Source organism: Aequoribacter sp., assembly GCF_965659035.1.
In the GTDB taxonomy this organism is placed as follows: domain Bacteria; phylum Pseudomonadota; class Gammaproteobacteria; order Pseudomonadales; family Halieaceae; genus Aequoribacter.
In genome coordinates, this window is record NZ_CBFHWH010000014.1 from 12736 (window position 1) to 33393 (window position 20658).

17 protein-coding genes are annotated in these 20658 nt (G+C 51.8%); 15 read left to right on the top strand and 2 right to left on the bottom strand.

Annotation, left to right across the window (positions count from 1 at the left end; all coding sequences use genetic code 11):
- The first annotated feature begins 2 nt into the window (after window positions 1-2).
- From ligA to hisC, 10 genes are all read left to right on the top strand, one after another.
- Window positions 3-2027 carry an NAD-dependent DNA ligase LigA gene (gene ligA, locus ACTF5Z_RS04100; RefSeq protein ID WP_438984601.1) on the top strand — a complete coding sequence of 675 codons (2025 nt, stop codon included), beginning with the start codon at window positions 3-5 and terminating at the stop codon, window positions 2025-2027.
- A complete protein-coding gene (locus tag ACTF5Z_RS04105) occupies window positions 1993-2616 on the top strand; it encodes a hypothetical protein (RefSeq protein WP_438984602.1) in 624 nt (207 codons plus the stop codon). Before ligA ends, ACTF5Z_RS04105 begins: the two co-directional genes overlap by 35 nt.
- A 97-nt stretch (window positions 2617-2713) precedes the next feature.
- A complete protein-coding gene (gene phoB, locus ACTF5Z_RS04110; RefSeq protein ID WP_438984603.1) occupies window positions 2714-3415 on the top strand; it encodes a phosphate regulon transcriptional regulator PhoB in 702 nt (233 codons plus the stop codon).
- Between the two features lie 5 nt (window positions 3416-3420).
- Entirely contained in the window at window positions 3421-4716 is a 1296-nt protein-coding gene (gene phoR / locus ACTF5Z_RS04115) for a phosphate regulon sensor histidine kinase PhoR (protein ID WP_438984604.1), read from the top strand.
- Window positions 4717-4732: 16 nt separating this feature from the next.
- Window positions 4733-5674, top strand: coding sequence for a PstS family phosphate ABC transporter substrate-binding protein (locus ACTF5Z_RS04120; RefSeq protein ID WP_438984605.1), 942 nt, complete (start codon window positions 4733-4735; stop codon window positions 5672-5674).
- Complete coding sequence (locus tag ACTF5Z_RS04125; protein WP_438984606.1) at window positions 5671-7848, top strand: ABC transporter permease subunit; 2178 nt, start codon at window positions 5671-5673, stop codon at window positions 7846-7848. The genes ACTF5Z_RS04120 and ACTF5Z_RS04125 overlap by 4 nt, the downstream gene beginning before the upstream one ends.
- On the top strand, window positions 7845-9167 hold the full coding sequence (pstA, locus tag ACTF5Z_RS04130) for a phosphate ABC transporter permease PstA (RefSeq protein ID WP_438984607.1): 1323 nt from the start codon (window positions 7845-7847) through the stop codon (window positions 9165-9167). Before ACTF5Z_RS04125 ends, pstA begins: the two co-directional genes overlap by 4 nt.
- 13 nt (window positions 9168-9180) lie before the next feature.
- Entirely contained in the window at window positions 9181-9942 is a 762-nt protein-coding gene (pstB, locus tag ACTF5Z_RS04135) for a phosphate ABC transporter ATP-binding protein PstB (RefSeq protein WP_009576841.1), read from the top strand.
- 12 nt (window positions 9943-9954) lie between these two features.
- Window positions 9955-10665 (top strand): phosphate signaling complex protein PhoU, encoded by a 711-nt coding sequence (gene phoU, locus ACTF5Z_RS04140; RefSeq protein WP_009576840.1) that lies wholly within the window; start codon window positions 9955-9957, stop codon window positions 10663-10665.
- A 22-nt stretch (window positions 10666-10687) separates the two neighbouring features.
- Entirely contained in the window at window positions 10688-11740 is a 1053-nt protein-coding gene (gene hisC, locus ACTF5Z_RS04145) for a histidinol-phosphate transaminase (RefSeq protein WP_438984608.1), read from the top strand.
- Here the strand turns inward: hisC and ACTF5Z_RS04150 are convergent.
- Together ACTF5Z_RS04150 and gltA are read right to left on the bottom strand one after the other, a co-directional pair.
- Window positions 11726-12841, bottom strand: coding sequence for a beta-ketoacyl-ACP synthase III (locus tag ACTF5Z_RS04150; RefSeq protein ID WP_438984609.1), 1116 nt, complete (start codon window positions 12839-12841; stop codon window positions 11726-11728). The genes hisC and ACTF5Z_RS04150 overlap by 15 nt on opposite strands.
- 36 nt (window positions 12842-12877) lie before the next feature.
- The gene (gene gltA, locus ACTF5Z_RS04155; RefSeq protein WP_438984610.1) at window positions 12878-14164 is read right to left on the bottom strand and encodes a citrate synthase; all 1287 of its coding nucleotides are present in this window, start codon (window positions 14162-14164) and stop codon (window positions 12878-12880) included.
- A 263-nt stretch (window positions 14165-14427) separates the two neighbouring features.
- Between gltA and sdhC the strand changes: the two genes are divergently transcribed.
- The 5 genes from sdhC (at window position 14428) to ACTF5Z_RS04180 (ending at window position 20639) form a co-directional block, all read left to right on the top strand.
- Window positions 14428-14802, top strand: coding sequence for a succinate dehydrogenase, cytochrome b556 subunit (gene sdhC, locus ACTF5Z_RS04160; RefSeq protein ID WP_438984611.1), 375 nt, complete (start codon window positions 14428-14430; stop codon window positions 14800-14802).
- Window positions 14796-15155, top strand: a complete 360-nt coding sequence (sdhD, locus tag ACTF5Z_RS04165) for a succinate dehydrogenase, hydrophobic membrane anchor protein (RefSeq protein WP_423848760.1) — start codon at window positions 14796-14798, stop codon at window positions 15153-15155. The genes sdhC and sdhD overlap by 7 nt, the downstream gene beginning before the upstream one ends.
- 6 nt (window positions 15156-15161) lie before the next feature.
- Window positions 15162-16931, top strand: coding sequence for a succinate dehydrogenase flavoprotein subunit (gene sdhA / locus ACTF5Z_RS04170; protein WP_438984612.1), 1770 nt, complete (start codon window positions 15162-15164; stop codon window positions 16929-16931).
- A gap of 12 nt (window positions 16932-16943) precedes the next feature.
- Window positions 16944-17651: a succinate dehydrogenase iron-sulfur subunit gene (locus ACTF5Z_RS04175; protein ID WP_423848762.1), complete on the top strand. Its 708-nt coding sequence runs from the start codon at window positions 16944-16946 to the stop codon at window positions 17649-17651.
- Window positions 17652-17792: 141 nt separating this feature from the next.
- Complete coding sequence (locus ACTF5Z_RS04180; RefSeq protein WP_438984613.1) at window positions 17793-20639, top strand: 2-oxoglutarate dehydrogenase E1 component; 2847 nt, start codon at window positions 17793-17795, stop codon at window positions 20637-20639.
- Window positions 20640-20658 lie beyond the last annotated feature (19 nt).

Here is a 20658-nt window from a genome sequence, read left to right on the forward strand (position 1 = left end):
TGATGCCTGTAGATCCAGCCAAGCGTATTGCTGAACTTATTGCTCTAATCGAGCGTTACAGTCGAGAGTATTACGAGCAGGACGCGCCCACAATTTCTGACGCTGAGTACGATCAGCTGTTCCGAGAATTGCAAGCATTAGAAGTTGAAAATCCTCAGTGCGCTCGAAGAGATTCACCGACTCAAAGGGTTGGTGGGAAACCGGCAGAGGGCTTTGCGCCAGTGACGCACGTCATACCAATGCTGTCGCTTGACAACGCTTTTTCCAATGACGAGCTGCTCGATTTCGATCGCAGAGCGCGCGAACGACTCGGGTTGCTTGAGATGGCGACTATCGACTATGTCTGTGAGCCTAAACTCGATGGCATTGCGGTTGCTATCCGTTACGAACGAGGGATGCTCGTTCAGGCAGCGACCCGAGGTGACGGTCAAACGGGTGAGGATATCACCCACAATGTCAAGACCGTTAAAAATATACCGCTACGGTTGCATGGCGCTGACTCGATTGACGTCCTTGAAGTGCGAGGCGAAATTTTTATGCCAAAGCGGGGTTTCACGCGTCTTAATCAACGCGCCGAGGCTCAGGGTGAAAAAACATTTGCTAATCCGCGTAACGCTGCTGCAGGTAGTTTGCGCCAGCTAGATCCCACGATCACAGCCAAAAGGCCGCTCGCGTTTTACTGTTATGGCGTTGGTGTGACCCAAGGTGTGGATATCCCCGATAGCCAGTATGGGTTGCTACGGTGGTACGAATCGCTCGGGCTACCCGTTAACGATGAAGTGCAAGCCGTCTCGGGCATTCAGGCCTGCATTGATTACTACGAGCAACTGTCTCGGCGCCGGAGCGGCTTAGACTACGACATTGATGGTATTGTATACAAAGTGAATTCATTGGCCGAGCAGGCCGAGCTGGGCTTTGTGTCGCGGGCACCACGTTGGGCAATCGCTAGGAAGTTTCCCGCTGAAGAGGCTTTAACGCATTTGCTGGATGTTGAATTTCAGGTGGGTCGAACGGGTGCGATAACACCTGTGGCGAGACTCGAGCCGGTATCGGTGGGCGGTGTCGTCGTCAGTAACGCAACTCTGCATAATGCAGACGAAATCGAACGTCTGCAGGTGGAGATTGGTGACTTAGTGGTCGTTCGGCGCGCTGGTGATGTTATCCCTCAGGTGGCGAGGGCGTTGCCGGAAGAGCGGCGAGGGGAGCTGAGGAAGATTGTTTTTCCCTCGCAATGTCCCGTGTGCGGATCCGCAATCGTGCGCGAAGAGGGTGAGGCGGTACAACGCTGCAGTGGGGCGCTGACGTGCTCTGCACAGCGTAAGGGTGCGATTATTCATTTTGTGTCGCGCAAAGCCATGGATATCGAGGGCTTTGGTGAGAAGTTAGTGGAACAGCTAGTGGACATAGGGCGGTTGAAGGACCCCAGCGATATCTATGGTCTAACTCTCACTGAGCTTGCCGCGTTGCCAAGAATGGGCTCCAAGTCGGCTCAAAATCTCATTGATGCGATAAACCGATCTAAACGGACGACGTTCGCCCGTTTTTTGTATGCGTTGGGCATTCGCGAAGTTGGCGTAACAACGGCCGAGCGGCTGGCGGACTATTTTGGCGAGATTCAGTCGCTATTAGCGGCGTCTGTTGATAATTTGCTGGCTGTGCCGGATGTCGGTCCGATCGTTGCAAGCCACATTCGATCATTCCTAAACTCATCGACTAACTTAGATGTGATCAGCACGCTATTGCAAGCGGGGCTCTCATGGCCTGAGGTAGCGCCGATTGATGTCGACAACGCACCGCTTGTTGGAGAGACTTGGGTGGTAACAGGCAAACTCGAGCAGTTTTCTCGCGAAGAGGCGACCGAGTTGTTGAAATCTTTGGGTGCAAGTGTGGCAGGGAGTGTGTCTAAAAAGACCACAGTGTTGCTTGCAGGCCCTGGGGCAGGGAGTAAGCTCACAAAAGCGCAAGCTTTGGGTGTGGAGGTAATAAACGAAGATGAATTTCTCGCGCGTAAGTCGGCTTGGATTTAGCTTAGCACTTATCGTCATCGCGGGGTGTACGACTGCACCTCCAAGCGATTTGGACAACATTTGCGCTATTTTTGACGAAAAAAAAGGCTGGTACAAGAGCGCAAAAAAATCAGCAAAACGTTGGGATGCGGATATTCCCACTATGATGGCGATTGTCCACCAAGAGTCAAAGTTTGAGGCGAAGGCAAAGCCTCCACGCAAAAAGATTCTTGGCTTTATCCCCGGTTTTCGGCCGTCAAATGCCTACGGTTATTCTCAGGCACTGACGGGTACTTGGGAGCGATATAAACGTGATGCGGGCGCCTACGGCGCCGACCGCGACGAGTTCGATGACGCCATTGATTTTATCGGCTGGTACAACAAGCTGTCGTATAAAGAGAACGGCGTTTCAGCGACCGATGCGAGAGCGCTGTATCTTAATTATCATGAGGGGCAGGGTGGCTACGCGAGAGGAACTTATAAATCTAAATCGTGGCTGGTCGGTGTAGCCAATAAAGTTCACGCTCGCGCTGGGCGGTACAGGACGCAACTGCAAGGGTGCAAGAGTCGTCTCGATGCTGCGAATAAGGGCTGGTTCGACTGGTTTTAACGCAACAGTCATTTTTATTTCACTTTGTCACAGAATTGTCATGCCTTGCACGCGATAATGTTGCAATATTACAGTATCCGCGCAAGGAGTTGTTGCCGTGAAAAATTGTTCAGTATTGGTTGTTGAAGACGAGGTCGCTATCCGGGATATGTTGCGCATGGCCCTAGAAATCGCCGATTTGCGCTGCATAGAAGCCGATAACATCATGGACGCTCACGCAATTATCATTGATCGTCGCCCTGATATTGTCCTGCTGGATTGGATGCTACCAGGTGGCAGCGGTATTGAACTGCTTCGACGGCTCAAACGCGATAAGCTCACTGAAGAAATTCCGGTGATCATGCTAACGGCAAAGACCTCGGAAGACAATGTCATTCAGGGGTTAGACGTCGGCGCGGATGACTATATCACTAAGCCCTTTGCCCCACGTGAGCTCATTGCAAGAATCCGAGCATTGCTACGTCGCAGTGGCGCCATGCCTTCGTCCGAGAGGATTGAGGCGGGCGAGTTGGTCTTAGATATGAGTAGCCATCGTGTGTTCCTCGCGGGTGAGCCGCTCGCGATGGGACCGACTGAATTTAAACTACTGACTTTTTTTATGTCACATCCAGAACGCGCCTATACACGCAGTCAGCTACTCGATCAGGTATGGGGCGGTAATGTCTATGTTGAGGAGCGTACGGTTGATGTCCACATTCGTCGCTTACGTAAAGCGTTGCAAAACGACATGGGTGATTGCAGCCACTTTATTCAGACCGTACGCGGTACGGGTTATCGCTTTTCTCCGCCTGGGATTTAGACCTTATGCGTGCAGTAGGGCGTTGGTACAAAGAACTTCAAACCATTGTTCTGTTGCTACTGATCGCCGCGGCGATTGGTTGGGTGATTGGCGCGACGGCCGAAGCGTTGACGGTCGTATTGCTGTTTTTTGTGTTCGGTTACTTATGGCAGCTCCGCAGGGTACTGCAATGGATTGACCACCCCGAATCTGAGCCTCCTGAGGGCTCGGGTATTTGGGGAATGATGCTGGATCAGATGTACGCAATACAACGCCACAATCGAGATGCGCGATCGCGCCTACAGCATACTGTTGATTACCTTCGTGATTCTTTTCGCTCTTTGCGTGATGGTGCACTCCTCATCGACCAGAAAGGTTTGATCGAGTGGAGTAATAGCTCTGCGGAATACCTATTGGGTTTACGGTATCCGCAAGATAAAGGTCAAAACTTGTTAAGTTTGGTGCGCTATCCTGAGTTTTCGAGTTACATGATCGTGGGTGACTATACTGAACCCCTGACGTTCAGCACCAACGATTTTCCTGCGCGACATCTGCAAGTGGAAGTGAGTTCTTTCGGTATCGGGGATCGTCTTATACTGGTGCGGGACGTCACACAGCTGGTGCAAATAGAACAGACGCGTCAGGACTTTGTCGGCAATGTATCACATGAGCTTCGAACGCCACTTACGGTGATATCGGGTTATCTGGATACGCTGTTATCGCAATCGGAGATGCTGCCCGCGGCGTTGATAAAACCCCTTGAACAGATGGCTCAGCAGTCACAGCGCATGGAAAACTTAGTGCGTGATTTGTTGTGGCTGTCAAAGATTGAGGCGACAGCAACAAAAAAACGAGTGCGTGAGCAGGTGGACTTAGCCGCCCTATGCGGCGAAGTGGTGGAAGATTTGAGGGGAGGGTATCCATCTCGAGCCATCGAGTATCGGTGCGCCGTTCCAAATGCGAAAATTGAGGGAGACTACAGGGAGTTGTTTAGTGCGCTCAGTAATCTGGTTGTCAATGCGCTGAAGTATTCGCCAGAGGGAAAGCCGGTATCCTTAACCTTAAGTGAAACAGACAAAGCGCTCTGCATTGAGGTCTGCGATCAAGGTTTGGGGATTGCGGAGGAACATATTCCGCGTCTTACCGAGCGTTTTTATCGTGTCGATGAATCGCGCTCCTTTGCCGGAGGTGGCACGGGGCTAGGACTTGCGATCGTGAAGCATGTCGCAGCCAGCCACGAGGCGCAACTGAAAATCGAGTCAGAGCTCGGTGCAGGCAGTTGTTTTAGTTTGAGCTTTCATAGAATGAGTCGCGACCTCTGATTTTATGACACGTGCCATGTTCGCTTATCGCAATACTTTCGCTAGCAAGTTCATTGCATTACTGGTCTTAGCTTTGTGCGTCGAGGCTGTTCATGCGGCCAGTCCAGCGGTCAAACTTTCAAGTGTAGGCTCTGATACCTTGGGTGGTGTCATGACTCGCCTGGCGAGGGTTTTTAATCAGCAATACCCCGATGTTGTGATGCAGGTGCAGGCCAATGGTTCAAGTACGGCGCCGCCCGCATTACAAGAAGGCACCGCAAGTCTCGGACCTATGAGTCGGCGCATGTCGCCTGCGGAGAAGCTGAGGTTTCGGCAAGAATACGGCTACGACGTAACCGAGGTTGTTATTGGAGTGGACGCTGTAGCGGTGTTCGTCCACTGGCAGAACCCCTTGGCGCAACTCAGTCTTGAGCAAGTCGATGCGGTCTTCTCGGCGACCCGTCGGTGTGGCGCTGATCAGGCTATCAACTACTGGTCGGAGCTGAGTGCTGAGTCATTCGATAAACAAAAAATCACGACCTTTGGACGCAATTCCGCTTCGGGTACTTACAGCTATTTCCGACAAGTCGCCTTGTGTGGTGGCGATTTCGATACAGGCGTTGGTGAGCAGCCAGGATCGAGTTCAGTGGTTCAGTCCGTCGGCAGCTCGGTTCGCGGCATAGGATACAGTGGTGTGGGGTATCAATCGCCCCTAGTCAAAATCCTTGCAATCAGCGCAGATGAGAATTCTAAAGCCTATATGCCAGAGCCGGAGGCCAGTTTAAAGGGCGATTACCCCTTGGCAAGACCTCTCTACTTGTACGTTAATCAAGCTGCAGCGTCGCCCTTGAGAGGCGCTGAGCGAGACTTTGTTGACCTCGTTCTGTCGGGTCGAGGACAGGAGGTTATTAAACGCTCGGGGTTTATCCCGCTCCCCGAGGACGTGCGCACGAAGATTCGAATAGAGTTGGGCTTATGAAATCTCGCTATACCGACGCTAGATCCGCACTGGCTCCCTCTCGTCGATGGATCGATCGTATTGTTACGGTGGCTGTGACCACTGGAGCAACCTTAGTATTGCTGGCAATCGCCTCTATTTTCCTATTCTTGATTTGGGCGTCTTGGCCGCTATTTTGGGCTGATACTCGCTCAGAGATAATCACTTATAACCTTGATACGCACAGCCCTGTTGTTGCTGCGCTGGGTGAGACCGAGTATCTATCGCAAGACACTGCGTCCGGCGACTTCAAGGTTTTCACGCTCGGCAACCCTGGCGAGCAAAAGTATGAAGATAACCTTGGCAATGTCGTCAGACTTGCGGTAGACGAGCAAAGCGCATCCGTGCTTGTGACGGTAACGAGCGATAGAGTGCTCAGGCTTTACAGTGATTACGACTGGTTTTTAGGCAAATCTTCAGCGCAAAAAGTTCAGCAACCCATCGTCTCCCAGCAACTGGCGGAGCTGCCAGAGGCTATGCGAGTCCAAGCCCAGAACGAGGATGTGTTCCATATTTTGCTGCACTACGAAGATCGAGTTGAGTGGCTCGTCGCTCGATCTGAGCGTGGCCCAGTATCAACGTCGACGCAGGTCATCCTGCAACAACAATTAAGCCTCGACACAGCTCATGAGATTTCCAGCGTTCATTTTATTGGCCAAGGCGCAATGCTTTTATCGGTCGCTGAAGACGGGCGGTATTGGATTTATAAGAGCGATTCAAGCATGATTGCGGGACGATTTTCGGATGTGTCTGAGCTCACATTTGTCAGGGTACTTCGCTCATCTTATGGAATTGCGCTAATCGATAGCAACACATTAGTCCATATCTACGGCATCTCTTTTGATGAACAAGGCCCTGCGCTGAGTCTCTTAGATCAATATCCGCTGACAGATACCGATATAGCTGAGGTGTTCGCGCCACCTTTTGGAGGATTAATTGTCGCAAGCAGTAGCGGAAACCTTGAGTGGCTTGATACGGACTTTCAGAGCCAGCAATATTTCTCGCTACGGGAACCACCGCTGTCACATGCGGCTCAACCCGCTTGGTATATGACTCCTGACGGTGTCATAGTTCGCGCAACGGGCAACGAGCTTATGAGTCTGAAGGTCGATACGCGCGAGCGGAGCTTACGTATTTTAAGTCTGTTTGAACGTCGGATGTACGAGGGTTACGAAAGTCCCCAATACATTTGGCAGAGCATGCCTTTGACGCCTACTGCGGAATCGAAGTTTTCTATCACACCTCTTATACTCGGTACTGTGAAAGCCGCATTTTACAGTCTCTTGTTTGCTGCACCTCTGGCGATAGCTGCGGCAATTTTTACTTCTTACTTTTTGACAGCCGATCTGCGTGCTCGTATCAAGCCTCTGGTCGAGCTATTAGCGGCGATTCCAACCGTGATACTTGGTCTGGTTGCAGGGCTTTGGCTTGCGCCTTGGCTGGAACAAAATTTAGGCTTGATAGTTTCTTTTGTTATAGCGGTTCCGTTGTGCTTGTATCTAGCCTCAAGAATCTGGAGATTGCTGCCAGGTAACCGGACTGAGGCACGTTTGTCGGGCTTTGAATTGCTGTTCAGTGCGGCTGCTATTGCCTTTGCACTCCTAATTGCCAGCGCTCTTTCGGAATTTACAGCGAGCGGCACGTCACACAGTTTGGTGTCGTATTTAGCCCATAACTGGGGCATTGAATACGAGCAACGTAACGCCATTGTGGTCGGCCTAGTCATGGGTTTTGCCGTCATTCCAACGATCTACTCGATTGCAGAAGATGCCTTGGCGGCGGTGCCACCCTACTTACGTGAGGGCGCGCTCGCGATGGGTGCTAGTGAGTGGCAGGCGGCAAAATCGGTTGTATTACCGACAGCGGCGCCCGGTATCATTTCAGCAGTGATGATGGGTTTTGCAAGGGCGGTTGGTGAAACGATGATTGTACTTATGGCGACGGGAAATACCGCCACCATGGATCCCAGTCTCTTCACGGGCTTGCGGACCTTGTCGGCCACCTTAGCCCTTGAAATGCCCGAGGTTGTGCCCGACTCAGTACATTTTCACGTGCTTATGTTTATCGCCTTGTTGCTTTTCCTGTTCACCTTCGTGCTGAATTCAGTTGCCGAGTGGGTTCGAGTCAGGCTGCGCGAACGAGTTGCGCAATTATGACAAGTCCGCTTGCCAGGCAAAGGTCTCTATGGCGTTTTGATGATGCCGTGATGTTCTTCTGCGCGGGAGCTTTAGTTCTGGCACTGTCGGGTTTGGGCGTTATGCTCGCTTTGCTATTGCAGCAAGCCAAGCCCCAATGGTGGCCGATGCCCATCTATCAATGGACCTATACGGCGACCGACACTGCTGTGCTGGGGCTACCGATTTACCGCGACGACTCCGCGCTACTTGTCGATCAAGGCGCGCTAGAGCCGGCTGAGGGCCGGCTGATACGGTTAGATCGAAAGGGCCGAGATGTTGTTAGAAGTAAGCCCGAATCGGCAATCCTGTTGCAACACAAGATAGAAGGCAGGATTCTGGGCCATTATAAGTCACTCGATGTTGATACGCTGGAACTTGCGACTCGCCATGGCGAATCTTATCGCTATGCTTTGAGTGATTTGGACTACTGGTACTTGCCTAACCAGCTTTCTAGCATTGAGCAGTGGTCCATCGCTTCGAAAAATGTACTACGGTTCCTGACGCAAGGACTTGAGCCGAACTCAGAGGCAGGTGGCGTTTATCCCGCTGTTGTCGGTACGGTGGTTATGGTATTTCTCATGACGGTTTTTGTCATGCCTTTGGGGGTCTTGGCCGCGGTGTATTTACATGAATACGCGGGTGACGGCTATTTAACCCGATTGATTCGTACAGGGGTTCACAACTTGGCGGCCATCCCCAGTGTTATCTACGGCGTGTTCGGTCTGGGTTTGTTCGTTTACGGGGTAGGCGGCGAGTTAGATCGTCTCTTTTATAACGAATCCTTGCCGGCTCCAACCTTTGGTGAGCCTGGATTGCTGTGGGCCTCACTGACTTTAGCTCTACTGACTTTACCTGTGGTGATTGTCGCGACCGAGGAGGGGATCTCGCGCATTCCTAGGTCGATCGTGGAAGCAAGCTTTGCTTTGGGTGCCACACGTGCAGAAACCCTTATCAGGTTGGTGCTGCCGTTGACCGCACCAGCAATGATGACGGGCTTAATTCTCGCTATTGCCCGAGCAGCGGGCGAGGTTGCGCCATTGATGCTAGTCGGTGTAGTCGAGTATGCGCCGACGTTGCCGCTCAAGTCCGAGTTTCCATTCTTGGCTTTGGATCAAAAATTCATGCACTTGGGGCACCAGATATACGACCTGGGATTCCAAAGTCTTGATAGTAGCTTGGTGCAGGCGAGGGTCTATGCGACGGCTGTTGTGTTATTCGCGATAGTGGTTGCACTCAATGCGCTGGCGGTTGCTTTGAGAAATCGATTAAACCGTCGTTATCAGAATTTACTGCGTTAATGTAAGGAATGTCATGAGTCAACCGATCATAGAGATCAAAGATTTAGCGCTAAGTTACGGACCCGGGCGAGCCGTTCTGAATAATGTGCAGCTCTCTCTGGAACGAAACGCAGTGACAGCCATTATTGGGGCGTCTGGTAGTGGCAAATCCAGTTTACTACGCTGTCTGAATCGTTTAGTTGAATTGACCCCTAAAGTGCGAATTACGGGGGATATTTTGTTTGAGGGTGAGTCTATTTTTGGGGCTCGGATAGATCCCACCGTCCTACGTCAGCGTATCGGAATGGTGTTTCAAAAGCCGAATCCTTTTCCGATGTCGATCTTCGAGAACGTGGCCTATGGCCTGCGCTTGTTGGGTGAGAAATCGCCACGCGTTCTGCAAGAGAAAGTCGAGCAAGCGCTGATTGCCGCGGCCTTATGGGATGAAGTGCGGGATAGGTTGGACGTGCAGGCAGCGGTGCTGTCGGGCGGACAGCAGCAACGTTTGGTGATAGCTCGCGCTATCGCCGTTGAGCCAGAAGTACTATTGCTTGACGAGCCCGCTTCCTCACTCGATCCAATTTCAACGCTGCGTATCGAAGAGTTGATTTACCGTCTAAAGCAAAATTTCACCATTGTCGTTGTGACGCACAACATGCAGCAGGCGGCCAGAGTGTCGGACTGGGCTGCATTCATGCACGACGGCACAATTGTCGAGTACGACAATACCACGACATTGTTTACGAACCCTCGAGAGGTTCGTACAGAAGACTATATAACCGGCCGATTCGGTTAATTGGAGCACTCCATGCTAGGATATGATCATCAGAAGCAACATATTTCCGGACAGTTCAACAGCGAGTTAGAAACGCTTAAAAGTGATATACTCGCCATGGGCGGGTTGGTGGAAGCTCAACTCACACTCGCGATGGCGGCATTGCTGGAAAAAAACAGTGCGAAAGCGTTGGAAGTCATTGCTAACGATAAGTTAGTGAACGAGCTTGAACGCCAGATTGATCAAGAGTGCGCGAGGATTTTGGCACGACGACAGCCTGCCGCGAGTGACCTGCGGTTGGTCCTAGCGGTACTGAAAATCAACCTTGATTTAGAGCGGGTAGGCGATGAAGCTGCTAAAATAGCACGCCAGGCTAAAGTAATCGTCGAGAGTAGTGATTCCGGCAGCCAATTCGTGCAGTTGCGGCAGCTTGCGCGACCAGTCATCAAAACCTTGCGACAATCTCTGGATGCGCTCGCAAGGTCTGATGTGGCGCTTGCAGTGCAAATTGTGCGAGAAGATGCCTCGCTGGACTCTCTCTATGCCGAGGCAATGCAGGCGTTAATTAAGCATATGCAGGAAGCGCCTCACTCGATTAGCACCATTGTCAATGAGCTTTGGGCCTTGAAGGCTCTTGAGCGCATCGGCGACCATGCAAGTAACGTTGGTGAGCAAGTCATCTACATGGTAAAAGGCCAAGATGTGCGCCATTTGGGCGCGGGTGAAATGCCCGCATTGTCTTAGTGATAGGAAGATAGGAAACACAATGAGTCGTTTTTGGAGTGAGGGTGTGGATGCTTTACACCCCTATGTGCCGGGCGAACAGTCGAACCGTGAGGGCATGTTAAAGCTCAATACCAACGAAAGCCCATATCCTCCCTCGCCCATGGCGTTGCAAGCCATGAAAAACGTCAGCGGGGATCAGCTTCGGCGCTATCCCGATCCAGAGTCAAATGCGCTTCGACAAGCGCTTGCGGCCTACCACGGGGTCAATCGAGATCAAGTATTCGTCGGAAATGGTTCTGATGAAGTTCTTGGTTTTGCGTTTAAGGCGTTTTTTTGCGGTAGGGGAGCGTTATGTTTCCCTGATATTTCTTACAGCTTTTATCCGGTGTGGGCGCAATTGTTCGAGATCGAAACCCACGTGTTAGCGGTGGATGACGCCTACCAGATACCCCTCGACACGATGCCATCAGACCTCGGGGGGATCATCTTTCCAAACCCAAATGCGCCAACCGGTATCGCGACCTCGCTCGCGCAAATTGAGGCACTCTTGCGTCGTTTTCCTGATTCTGTAGTGGTTGTAGACGAAGCCTATGTAGACTACGGAGCAGAAACAGCCATCGACTTATTGCACGCGTTTAACAATCTACTGATCGTCCGAACGATGTCAAAGTCTCGAGGGCTGGCAGGTTTGCGCGTGGGCTATGCTTTGGGGAGCGCGGAACTTATCGAGGGCTTGGTCAGAATCAAAGACTCTTTTAACTCCTATCCTCTAGATGCTATTGCGCAGGCAGGGGCGCTGGCTTCGGTGCAAGACGACGTGTATTTTCGAGAAACGGTTAGCGCCGTCATCGATGCGCGACAACAACTTACACAAGGGCTTACGGAACTGGGTTTCGACGTCCTACCGTCATCTGCGAATTTTGTATTCGCTAAAAACAGTCGAAAGTCTGGCCAAGAGTGGCAGGCATTATTGCGAGAACAGAATATTTTGGTTCGACACTTTGCCAAGCCAAGGTTAACCGATTGGCTACGAATTACGGTGGGCACCCCCGAAGAGGTGCGCAAGTTGCTGCAGACGCTAGCGCTTCTGTAGTACGACGCTGCCGATACTGTAGCCAGCGCCGAAGGAGCACAATATCCCCAGATCGCCGCTCTGCAAATTGGACTGGTGTTTGTGGAAGGCGATTACTGACCCGGCAGAGCTCGTGTTTGCGTACTCATCAAGTATGACTGGTGCCTCGTCAACCGTAGGTTGGCGCCCCAAGACTTTGCGTGCAATCAGATCGTTCATGTTGAGATTGGCTTGATGGAGCCACATACGCCGAAGCTCGCTGGCGGGCGTACCGAGCAAGTCGAGCTGCTCCGATATAAGAGCGGCTACCGCTGGGCACACTTCTTTGAAGACTTTTCTCCCTTCCTGAATAAACAGTTTGTCGGGCTGTCCGATACCGTTTTCATCGGCGCGATTCAAGAAACCAAAATTATTGCGAATGTTGTTGGAGAACATCGTTTTCAGTTTGATGTCCCGCACCAAAAATCCACCGGTGCTCAGCGAGGCGTCCTCAACGATAACCGCCGTACATACATCACCAAATATAAAATGGGAATCTCGATCCGTGAAGTTCAGATGGCCGCTGCAAATTTCTGGATTAACCATCAAAACACGCTTTGCCAAACCATCGCGAATGACTCCGCTGGCTTGGGCGATGCCAAAGGTCGCGCTCGAACACGCCACGTTCATGTCAAACGCGAAGCCTTCTATATTCAGTGCCGCTTGCACCTCTATCGCGATTGCAGGGTAGGGGCGCTGCAAATTAGAACAGGCAACAATGACAGCGTCGATGTCTCCCGGTCCGCAGTTGGCTGCGGACATGGCTTGCCTGGCGGCGATTACCGCCATCTCACACTGCAACGAAGGTTCATCATTGGACCGCTCCGGTATGTGCGGAACTAAGCGTGTCGGATCTAATATTCCCGATTTGTCAATGACATAACGTGAGCGTATTCCTGATGCTTTGGCAATGAATTCGGGGGACGAGTGTGCGAGGGGGGCAAGCATACCCTCGGCGATCGCGTTTGCATTTTCTTCGTTATACAGGTCGACGTATTGGTTGAATGCGGCGACAAGTTCTTCGTTGGAAATAGCTTGCGACGGGGTGTATAACCCCGTCCCAGTGATTGCGACCTGCTGCATACAAGATCCTTATTGTTGTTTTACATCGTGTCTTGCTTAGCGACTTGCCATATCCGGATAATCGCGTTGGGCGTAGCCTGTGTACAGCTGGCGCGGACGACCGATGCGGTAGCTACCGCTGATCATCTCGTTCCAGTGTGCGATCCATCCCACGGTGCGACCTACCGCAAAAATCACAGTGAACATGCTCGTCGGAATCCCCATAGCCTTGAGAATGATACCCGAATAGAAATCTACGTTCGGATACAGCTTTTTGTCGATGAAGTATTCGTCTTCTAAGGCGATTTCTTCCAAGCGTTTGGCGATCGCTAGCAAGGGGTCATTGACGCCGAGCTCTTTTAAAACTTCGTCGGCAGTTTGCTTCATAACTTTCGCACGGGGATCGAAGTTCTTGTACACCCGATGACCGAAGCCCATGAGCCGGAATGGGTCGTCTTTATCCTTGGCGCGTGCCACAAACTCATCAATGCGTGAAACGTCACCAATCTCGTTGAGCATATCCAGCACCGCCTCGTTTGCACCGCCGTGGCTCGGGCCCCACAATGCGGCAATGCCAGCGGCAATACAAGCGAATGGGTTTGCGCCCGAGGAGCCCGCTAGCCGTACCGTAGACGTAGAGGCATTTTGCTCGTGATCCGCGTGCAATAAGAAAATCTTATCCATGGCCTTCGCAAGTACTGGACTTATATTGCTAGGTTCGCAAGGGTTGCCAAACATCATGTGCAAAAAGTTTTCGGAGTAGCTCATGCTGTTGTCTGGATACATGAAGGGCATTCCGATTGAGTATTTGTAGCTCATTGCCGCAAGCGTTGGCATCTTCGCTATCAGGCGAAACGCCGCGATTCGACGATGATGTTCGTTGCTGATTTCAAGCGAGTCGTGGTAGAACGCCGACAGTGCACCAACGACTCCACACATGATGGCCATAGGATGCGCGTCGCGTCGGAAGCCCTTGAAAAATGTGGAGACCTGATCGTGGACCATGGTGTGGTTTTTGACGGTGTTTACGAACTCTTCGCGCTCTTGTTGAGTGGGAAGCTCGCCGTTGAGGAGCAGGTAGCATGTTTCTAGGTAATCTGACTGCTCTGCCAGTTGCTCGATTGGGTAGCCGCGGTGCAACAGCACTCCTTTGCCGCCATCGATGTACGTGATCGCCGACTCGCAAGCTGCCGTCGATACAAAACCGGGGTCATAAGTAAAATAGCCTTTGCCCGTTAACTGGCCCACGTCTATGACATCGGGGCCTATAGTGCCAGTGTAAATTGGTAGTTCAATACTGTCTGTGGCCCCATCAATAGATAAAGAGGCTTTCTTCTCACTCATAGCGAAGGTCCTAAGTGCAAAACTGTGGAGGACTAACTATAGAGACTGCCCCAGATTTGTCAATTCGAGATCAGCAATATCGACTAAAGTTCAATCGCATTTCACGTCACGCTGAGGTGGTATGATTTGTAATTGATTGCGTATATACCTATAATTCACGCGCTTTTTTTGGGGTCCGCCTTTGAGTCAGTGACGCCCGTCACTTCCTGCTCGAATCGCGGACATAGCTCAGTGCCTGCAAAGGCATCCAGGGGGATTCGTTAGTGAAAGATACTCGTCCGGTCAATCTCGATATTGCCACAATTAAACTGCCAATCACCGCATACGCGTCAATTTTGCACCGAATCTCTGGTGTGTTCTTGTTTATCGCGATCGGTATCATGATTTACGCGCTCGATCTCAGCCTGAGCTCAGCGGAGGGTTTTGCGTCGGTTGTTTCCGCGCTCGATTCGCTTGTCGCAAAGCTGGTCGTTTGGGCGGTGCTTTCTGGCTTAATCTACCACTCGGTTGCTGGTGTAAAGCACTTGATCATGGATATGGGTTACGGCGAGACCTATGAAGGCGGTGTTTTGGGTTCGCGAATTACCTTTTTAGTGTCAGCGGTGATGATCGCTTTAGCGGGGTTTTGGGTATGGTAAAGTCAGTAACAAATTTTGGCCGAAACGGCCTGTCGGATTTTTTGGTTCAGCGCATTACCTCAGTGGTTTTGCTGGCATATTTTGCGTGGCTGGCTTACGTCTTAGTAGCCGGTACTGACTATGCGCAGTGGCAGGCCTTGTTTGCAACCACGTGGATGCGTATCTTCAGCGTAGCCGCGCTACTGTCGCTTGTGTTTCACGCTTGGATTGGCATGTGGGGCGTTCTCTCAGACTACGTCACTGAGCGACTCATGGGTCCCAAGGGAAATGTGCTGCGTTTTCTACTACAGTTGGCAATTGGTGCTGCGTTATTCATTTATTTGGTCTGGGGCTTCCAGATCTTGTGGGGTTAAACAGACATGGCTTTACGTACGATTTCTTTTGATGGTGTGATTGTAGGCGGTGGCGGCGCGGGCATGCGTGCGGCTTTGCAGTTGGCTCAGTCAGGCTACAAAACCGCGGTAATCTCCAAAGTATTCCCAACTCGATCGCACACTGTGTCAGCGCAGGGTGGAATTACCTGCGCAATTGCGAGCGCAGACCCGAACGATGATTGGCGTTGGCACATGTACGATACGGTCAAGGGCTCAGATTACATCGGCGACCAAGACGCCATTGAATATATGTGTAGCGTGGGTCCAGAGGCGATATTTGAGTTGGAGCACATGGGTCTGCCGTTCTCGCGCACGGAAGAAGGGCGTATTTATCAACGCCCCTTCGGCGGGCAGTCAAAAAATTTCGGTGAAGGTGGGCAAGCGGCACGCACGTGTGCCGCGGCAGACCGCACTGGTCACGCGCTCTTACACACTCTTTACCAGGGTAACATGAAGAACAACACTGTGTTCTTTAATGAGTGGTTCGCGGTAGATCTTGTAAAAAACCAAGACGGCGCGGTAGTCGGTGTAATTGCGATTTGCATGGAAACAGGCGAGACCGTGTTCGTTAAATCAAAGGCGACTGTGTTTGCGACCGGTGGAGCAGGGCGTATTTATGCGTCTACAACGAACGCGCACATCAACACCGGAGATGGTGTCGGCATGGCGCTGCGCGCGAATGTGCCTGTGCAAGACATGGAAATGTGGCAGTTTCACCCAACGGGCATTTACGGCGCTGGTACGCTGGTAACCGAGGGTTGCCGTGGCGAGGGTGGTTACTTAATCAATAAGGATGGTGAGCGCTTCATGGAGCGTTACGCACCCAACGCAAAAGATTTGGCGGGACGCGACGTGGTTGCGCGTTCTATGGTGCTCGAGATTCTTGAAGGTCGCGGCTGCGGCCCAGAAGGGGATCATGTATTCCTCAAGCTTGATCACCTGGGTGAGGAAGTGCTCGAGAGTCGTTTGCCCGGAATCTGTGAATTATCAAGAACTTTTGCTCACGCAGACCCAGTGAAAGTACCGATTCCTGTGGTGCCGACTTGCCACTACATGATGGGTGGTATTCCAACCAACGTTCACGGCCAAGCGATTACCGTTGATGCACAAGGTAATGATCAAATCATTCCCGGGTTGTACGCTTGCGGTGAGGTTGCTTGTGTGTCGGTGCACGGAGCCAATCGCTTGGGGGGTAACTCCTTGCTTGATTTGGTTGTTTTTGGACGCGCCTCTGGTCTCTTTATTGAGTCTGCGCTGCGCGATGGTATCGAGATGCGTGACGCCTCTGAGACGGATTTTGAGCAGGGGATGTCGCGTTTGAACCGCCTGAATGCGTCAACTGGCGGCGAAAAAACCGCGGACCTGCGCAAAGAAATGCAGGGTATCATGCAGAATTATTTCGGCGTATTTCGTCGTGGCGATTACATGCAAGAGGGCGTTAAAAAGCTCCAAGAGTTGCGCCCTCGCGTTGAGAACGTGCGTCTTGACGACAAGTCAAATGCGTTCAACACCGCTCGCATTGAAGCCCTTGAACTCCAGAACCTATTCGAGGTTGCCGAGGCGACAGCTATTTCGGCAGAAGAGCGAAGAGAGAGCCGGGGCGCCCACGCTCGCGAAGATTTTCAAGATCGAGATGACGCGAACTGGTTGTGCCACTCGATGTACTTCCCAGAATCCAAATCTGTTGGCAAGCGCGGCGTGAACTTCAAGCCCAAGACGGTGCCTACCTTTGAACCTAAGATCCGAACTTACTAGAGGGCCACATCAATGTTAGAAGTTAGTATCTATCGCTACAATCCAGAGACGGACAGCGCTCCGTTTATGCAAGAATTTCAAGTGGATACCGGTGGTAAAGACTTGATGGTCCTGGATGTTTTGGAGTTGATCAAAGCGCAACAAGACACGTCAGTGACCTACAGACGGTCTTGTCGCGAGGGTGTGTGCGGCTCCGACGGTCTAAATATTAATGGCAAAAATGGTCTGGCTTGCATCACGCCTCTCTCTGAGACGGTCAAGAAGAACAAGCTTGTGCTGCGTCCGCTACCTGGCCTGCCGGTCATTCGAGACCTTATCGTCGACATGAGTATGTTTTATGCTCAGTACGAGAAAGTGCAGCCCTATTTGATGAATAATACGCCAGCACCAGCCATTGAGCGCCTGCAGTCACCTGAGGATCGTGCCAAGCTAGACGGACTGTACGAGTGTATTTTGTGCGCCTGCTGCTCTACGAGCTGCCCATCATTTTGGTGGAATCCTGATAAGTTCATCGGTCCTGCGGGCTTGCTCCAGTCTTATCGATTCTTGGCGGATTCGCGTGACACGGCCACCGAGGAACGTCTCGCGAATCTCGATGACCCGTTCAGTGTGTTCCGCTGCCACGGCATTCAGAACTGCGTTAACGTTTGCCCTAAAGGCTTAAACCCCACGCGTGCCATTGGTCATATCCGCAATATGTTGCTGTCCCGAGAAATCTAGTTCTCAAAGCTCTGACAAAGCCGCGTCATTGCGGCTTTGTCATAATATTTTCTCGGTTTATACCTCCCTTATCTACAGTATTTCTGCTAAACTCTCGCGCATTCACAGTTATTCATTCCACCACTCCTTTGGCGGGTTAAAATGCGCGATCACTCGATGGAGCAATTCTGGCTAAGCTCCCACATAGCGGGCGGTAATGCCGCCTATGTTGAAGATTTATACGAGTCTTTTTTACTGAATCCCGAAAACGTATCCGAGCAGTGGCGTTTATACTTCGAGCAGTTGCCTCAAGTTCAAACTAAGCACATTTCTGTGCTCGATACGCCACACTCTGCGGTTCGCGACCAGTTCGCCAAAATTTCCAAGATGCGTGTGCGCACGGAGGCAACGGTTGCACACGACGCACAAGCCACTGAGTTCGAGCGAAAGCAAGTCAGAGTCGTGCAATTGATCTCGGCATACCGGCAACGGGGCCATCAGCACGCAAAGCTTGACCCTCTTGGGTTGGCTAAGCGCGAAAATGTGCCTGATTTGGCGTTACAGTTTCACCAGCTCTCCACGGCCGACTTAGACACCGTTTTCCAGACGGGCAGTCTATATATTGGCTCGGATAGCGCAACGCTCGGCGAAATCTTGCAGAGCTTGGAGAGCACTTACTGCGGTACGATAGGTGCGGAGTTTATGCACATCGTCGATACCGATGAGCGTCACTGGGTTATGCAACGCATGGAGTCTGTGCGTTCACGGCCTGACTACAGCGCTGCAGTGCGGCGCCAGTTGCTCAGTGAGTTGACCAAGGCGGAAGGATTAGAAAAATCGCTGGGGTCTAAATACCCGGGCACCAAACGCTTTGGCTTGGAAGGCGGTGAGTCTTTGATTCCGGCGCTGACAGAGATGATACAACGTTGCGGTGCTTATCGCGCCAAGGAGATCGTCATTGGCATGGCGCACCGTGGCCGTCTCAATGTACTGATCAACATTCTGGGTAAAAAACCCTCCGAACTGTTCGCTGAATTTGAGGGGCGCGTCTCTTACCAAAGCTCTGGCGACGTCAAATACCATCAGGGCTTTTCGTCTAACATCATGACGCCAGGCGGCGAGCTACACTTGGCTTTGGCATTTAACCCCTCCCACCTAGAAATTGTCTCGCCGGTTGTTGAGGGGTCTGTTCGGGCTCGGCAAGATCGCCGCAACGATCAAACGGGAAGCATGGTAGTACCCATTGTGATACATGGTGATGCAGCGTTCGCTGGTCAGGGTGTTGTCATGGAAACCTTCCAGATGTCTCAGACGAGGGCATATAAAACCGGCGGCACGATCCATATTGTGTTAAACAACCAGGTCGGCTTTACGACCAGTTTGCGCGAAGATGCACGCTCCACTGAGTACTGCACCGACGTCGCAAAGATGGTGCAAGCACCTATTTTTCATGTCAATGGCGACGACCCTGAAGCTGTTTTATTCGTCACTCAGATGGCGGTAGATTACCGCAATGAGTTCGGCAAAGATGTGGTTATCGACCTGGTTTGTTACCGTCGTCGCGGGCACAACGAAGCGGACGAGCCATCGGTCACTCAGCCCGTGATGTATGCGCAGATTAAGAACCAAGAGTCGACACGAGATCTCTATGCTAAGAAGCTGATTGCCGAGGGTGTGTTGACCCAGGAGCAAGATGGTGACCTAGTCTCGGCTTATCGCGATTCACTTGAGCGTGGCGAGCCCTTGGTGTCTTCTTTGGTTTCGGAGCCCAACACTTCTTTGTTTGTCGATTGGACGCCCTACCTGAATCATCCTTGGGATTTACCCAGCGATACGCGTATCGATCTTCAGACATTACAGAGCTTGGCGCTGGAGATTAACCAGACCCCCGAGGGTTTGCCGCTGCAACGACAGGTTGGAAAGATTTTAGAGGATCGACGCAAGATGGCAGCGGGCGCGTTACCCCTTAACTGGGGAGCGGCCGAAACTCTTGCTTACGCGACCCTATTAAAGGCGGGTTACCCTGTACGTTTAACCGGTCAGGACGTCGGTCGGGGCACCTTCTCGCACCGACACGCGGTTCTGCACAACCAGAAAGATGCCTCATTGTATGTGCCTTTGCAGCGTCTTGGACAAGATCAAGCACCTTTTACAATTCACGATTCGCTACTGTCAGAAGAAGCGGTGCTGGCTTTTGAATATGGATACGCGACAACCGCACCAACAGGTTTGGTTATCTGGGAAGCCCAGTTCGGTGATTTTGCGAATGGCGCCCAGGTGGTCATTGATCAGTTTATCACATCAGGCGAGCATAAATGGTCGCGTTTGTGTGGATTGACCATGCTATTACCCCATGGCTACGAGGGACAGGGGCCAGAGCACAGCTCTGCGCGCTTAGAGCGGTTCATGCAGTTGTGTGCAGAGAAGAACATTCAAGTCTGCATCCCAACCACACCGGCACAAGTCTTTCATATGATCCGACGCCAAGCGATCAGACCCTTGCGTAAACCACTGATTGTGATGTCGCCAAAGAGTTTGCTGCGTCACAAAGAGGCTGTTTCAACCTTAGAAGAGCTGGCAAATGGCCAATTCCAACTCGTTATCCCTGAAATCGACAATGTGAGTCCAAAGGCTGTAAAACGAGTAGTTTTGTGTGCCGGCAAGGTGTACTACGAGCTGCTTGCAGAGCGACGCGCGCGCGGAATCGAAGACATTGCCTTGGTTCGCATCGAACAGATGTACCCCTTCCCGGAGCAAGAGTTGCTCTCTGTCTTGAAGGAATACCCCAATCTGAGCGACGTCGTTTGGTGTCAGGAAGAACCGATGAACCAGGGCTGCTGGTACGCATCACAACATCATATGCGGCGTGCACTCGATCAGCTGGGTAGCGGTTTAGGCGTTCGGTACGTTGGACGAGAGGCTTCGGCTGCGCCCGCCGCGGGCTACATGGCTCTGCACCTAAAACAACAAGAGGCGCTGATCAATCAAGCGCTTGAACCCACTCAATGAAAGATAAGATAGCCTAAAA

What these genes read in the sequence shown, in the direction of transcription:
- ligA (WP_438984601.1), top strand. Translation starts at nt 3, where the DNA reads ATGCCTGTAGATCCAGCCAAGCGTATTGCTGAACTTATTGCTCTAATC.
- ACTF5Z_RS04105 (WP_438984602.1), top strand. Translation starts at nt 1,993, where the DNA reads ATGAATTTCTCGCGCGTAAGTCGGCTTGGATTTAGCTTAGCACTTATC.
- phoR (WP_438984604.1), top strand. Translation starts at nt 3,421, where the DNA reads ATGCGTGCAGTAGGGCGTTGGTACAAAGAACTTCAAACCATTGTTCTG.
- ACTF5Z_RS04120 (WP_438984605.1), top strand. Translation starts at nt 4,733, where the DNA reads ATGTTCGCTTATCGCAATACTTTCGCTAGCAAGTTCATTGCATTACTG.
- ACTF5Z_RS04125 (WP_438984606.1), top strand. Translation starts at nt 5,671, where the DNA reads ATGAAATCTCGCTATACCGACGCTAGATCCGCACTGGCTCCCTCTCGT.
- pstA (WP_438984607.1), top strand. Translation starts at nt 7,845, where the DNA reads ATGACAAGTCCGCTTGCCAGGCAAAGGTCTCTATGGCGTTTTGATGAT.
- pstB (WP_009576841.1), top strand. Translation starts at nt 9,181, where the DNA reads ATGAGTCAACCGATCATAGAGATCAAAGATTTAGCGCTAAGTTACGGA.
- phoU (WP_009576840.1), top strand. Translation starts at nt 9,955, where the DNA reads ATGCTAGGATATGATCATCAGAAGCAACATATTTCCGGACAGTTCAAC.
- hisC (WP_438984608.1), top strand. Translation starts at nt 10,688, where the DNA reads ATGAGTCGTTTTTGGAGTGAGGGTGTGGATGCTTTACACCCCTATGTG.
- ACTF5Z_RS04150 (WP_438984609.1), bottom strand. Translation starts at nt 12,841, where the DNA reads ATGCAGCAGGTCGCAATCACTGGGACGGGGTTATACACCCCGTCGCAA.
- gltA (WP_438984610.1), bottom strand. Translation starts at nt 14,164, where the DNA reads ATGAGTGAGAAGAAAGCCTCTTTATCTATTGATGGGGCCACAGACAGT.
- sdhD (WP_423848760.1), top strand. Translation starts at nt 14,796, where the DNA reads ATGGTAAAGTCAGTAACAAATTTTGGCCGAAACGGCCTGTCGGATTTT.
- sdhA (WP_438984612.1), top strand. Translation starts at nt 15,162, where the DNA reads ATGGCTTTACGTACGATTTCTTTTGATGGTGTGATTGTAGGCGGTGGC.
- ACTF5Z_RS04175 (WP_423848762.1), top strand. Translation starts at nt 16,944, where the DNA reads ATGTTAGAAGTTAGTATCTATCGCTACAATCCAGAGACGGACAGCGCT.
- ACTF5Z_RS04180 (WP_438984613.1), top strand. Translation starts at nt 17,793, where the DNA reads ATGCGCGATCACTCGATGGAGCAATTCTGGCTAAGCTCCCACATAGCG.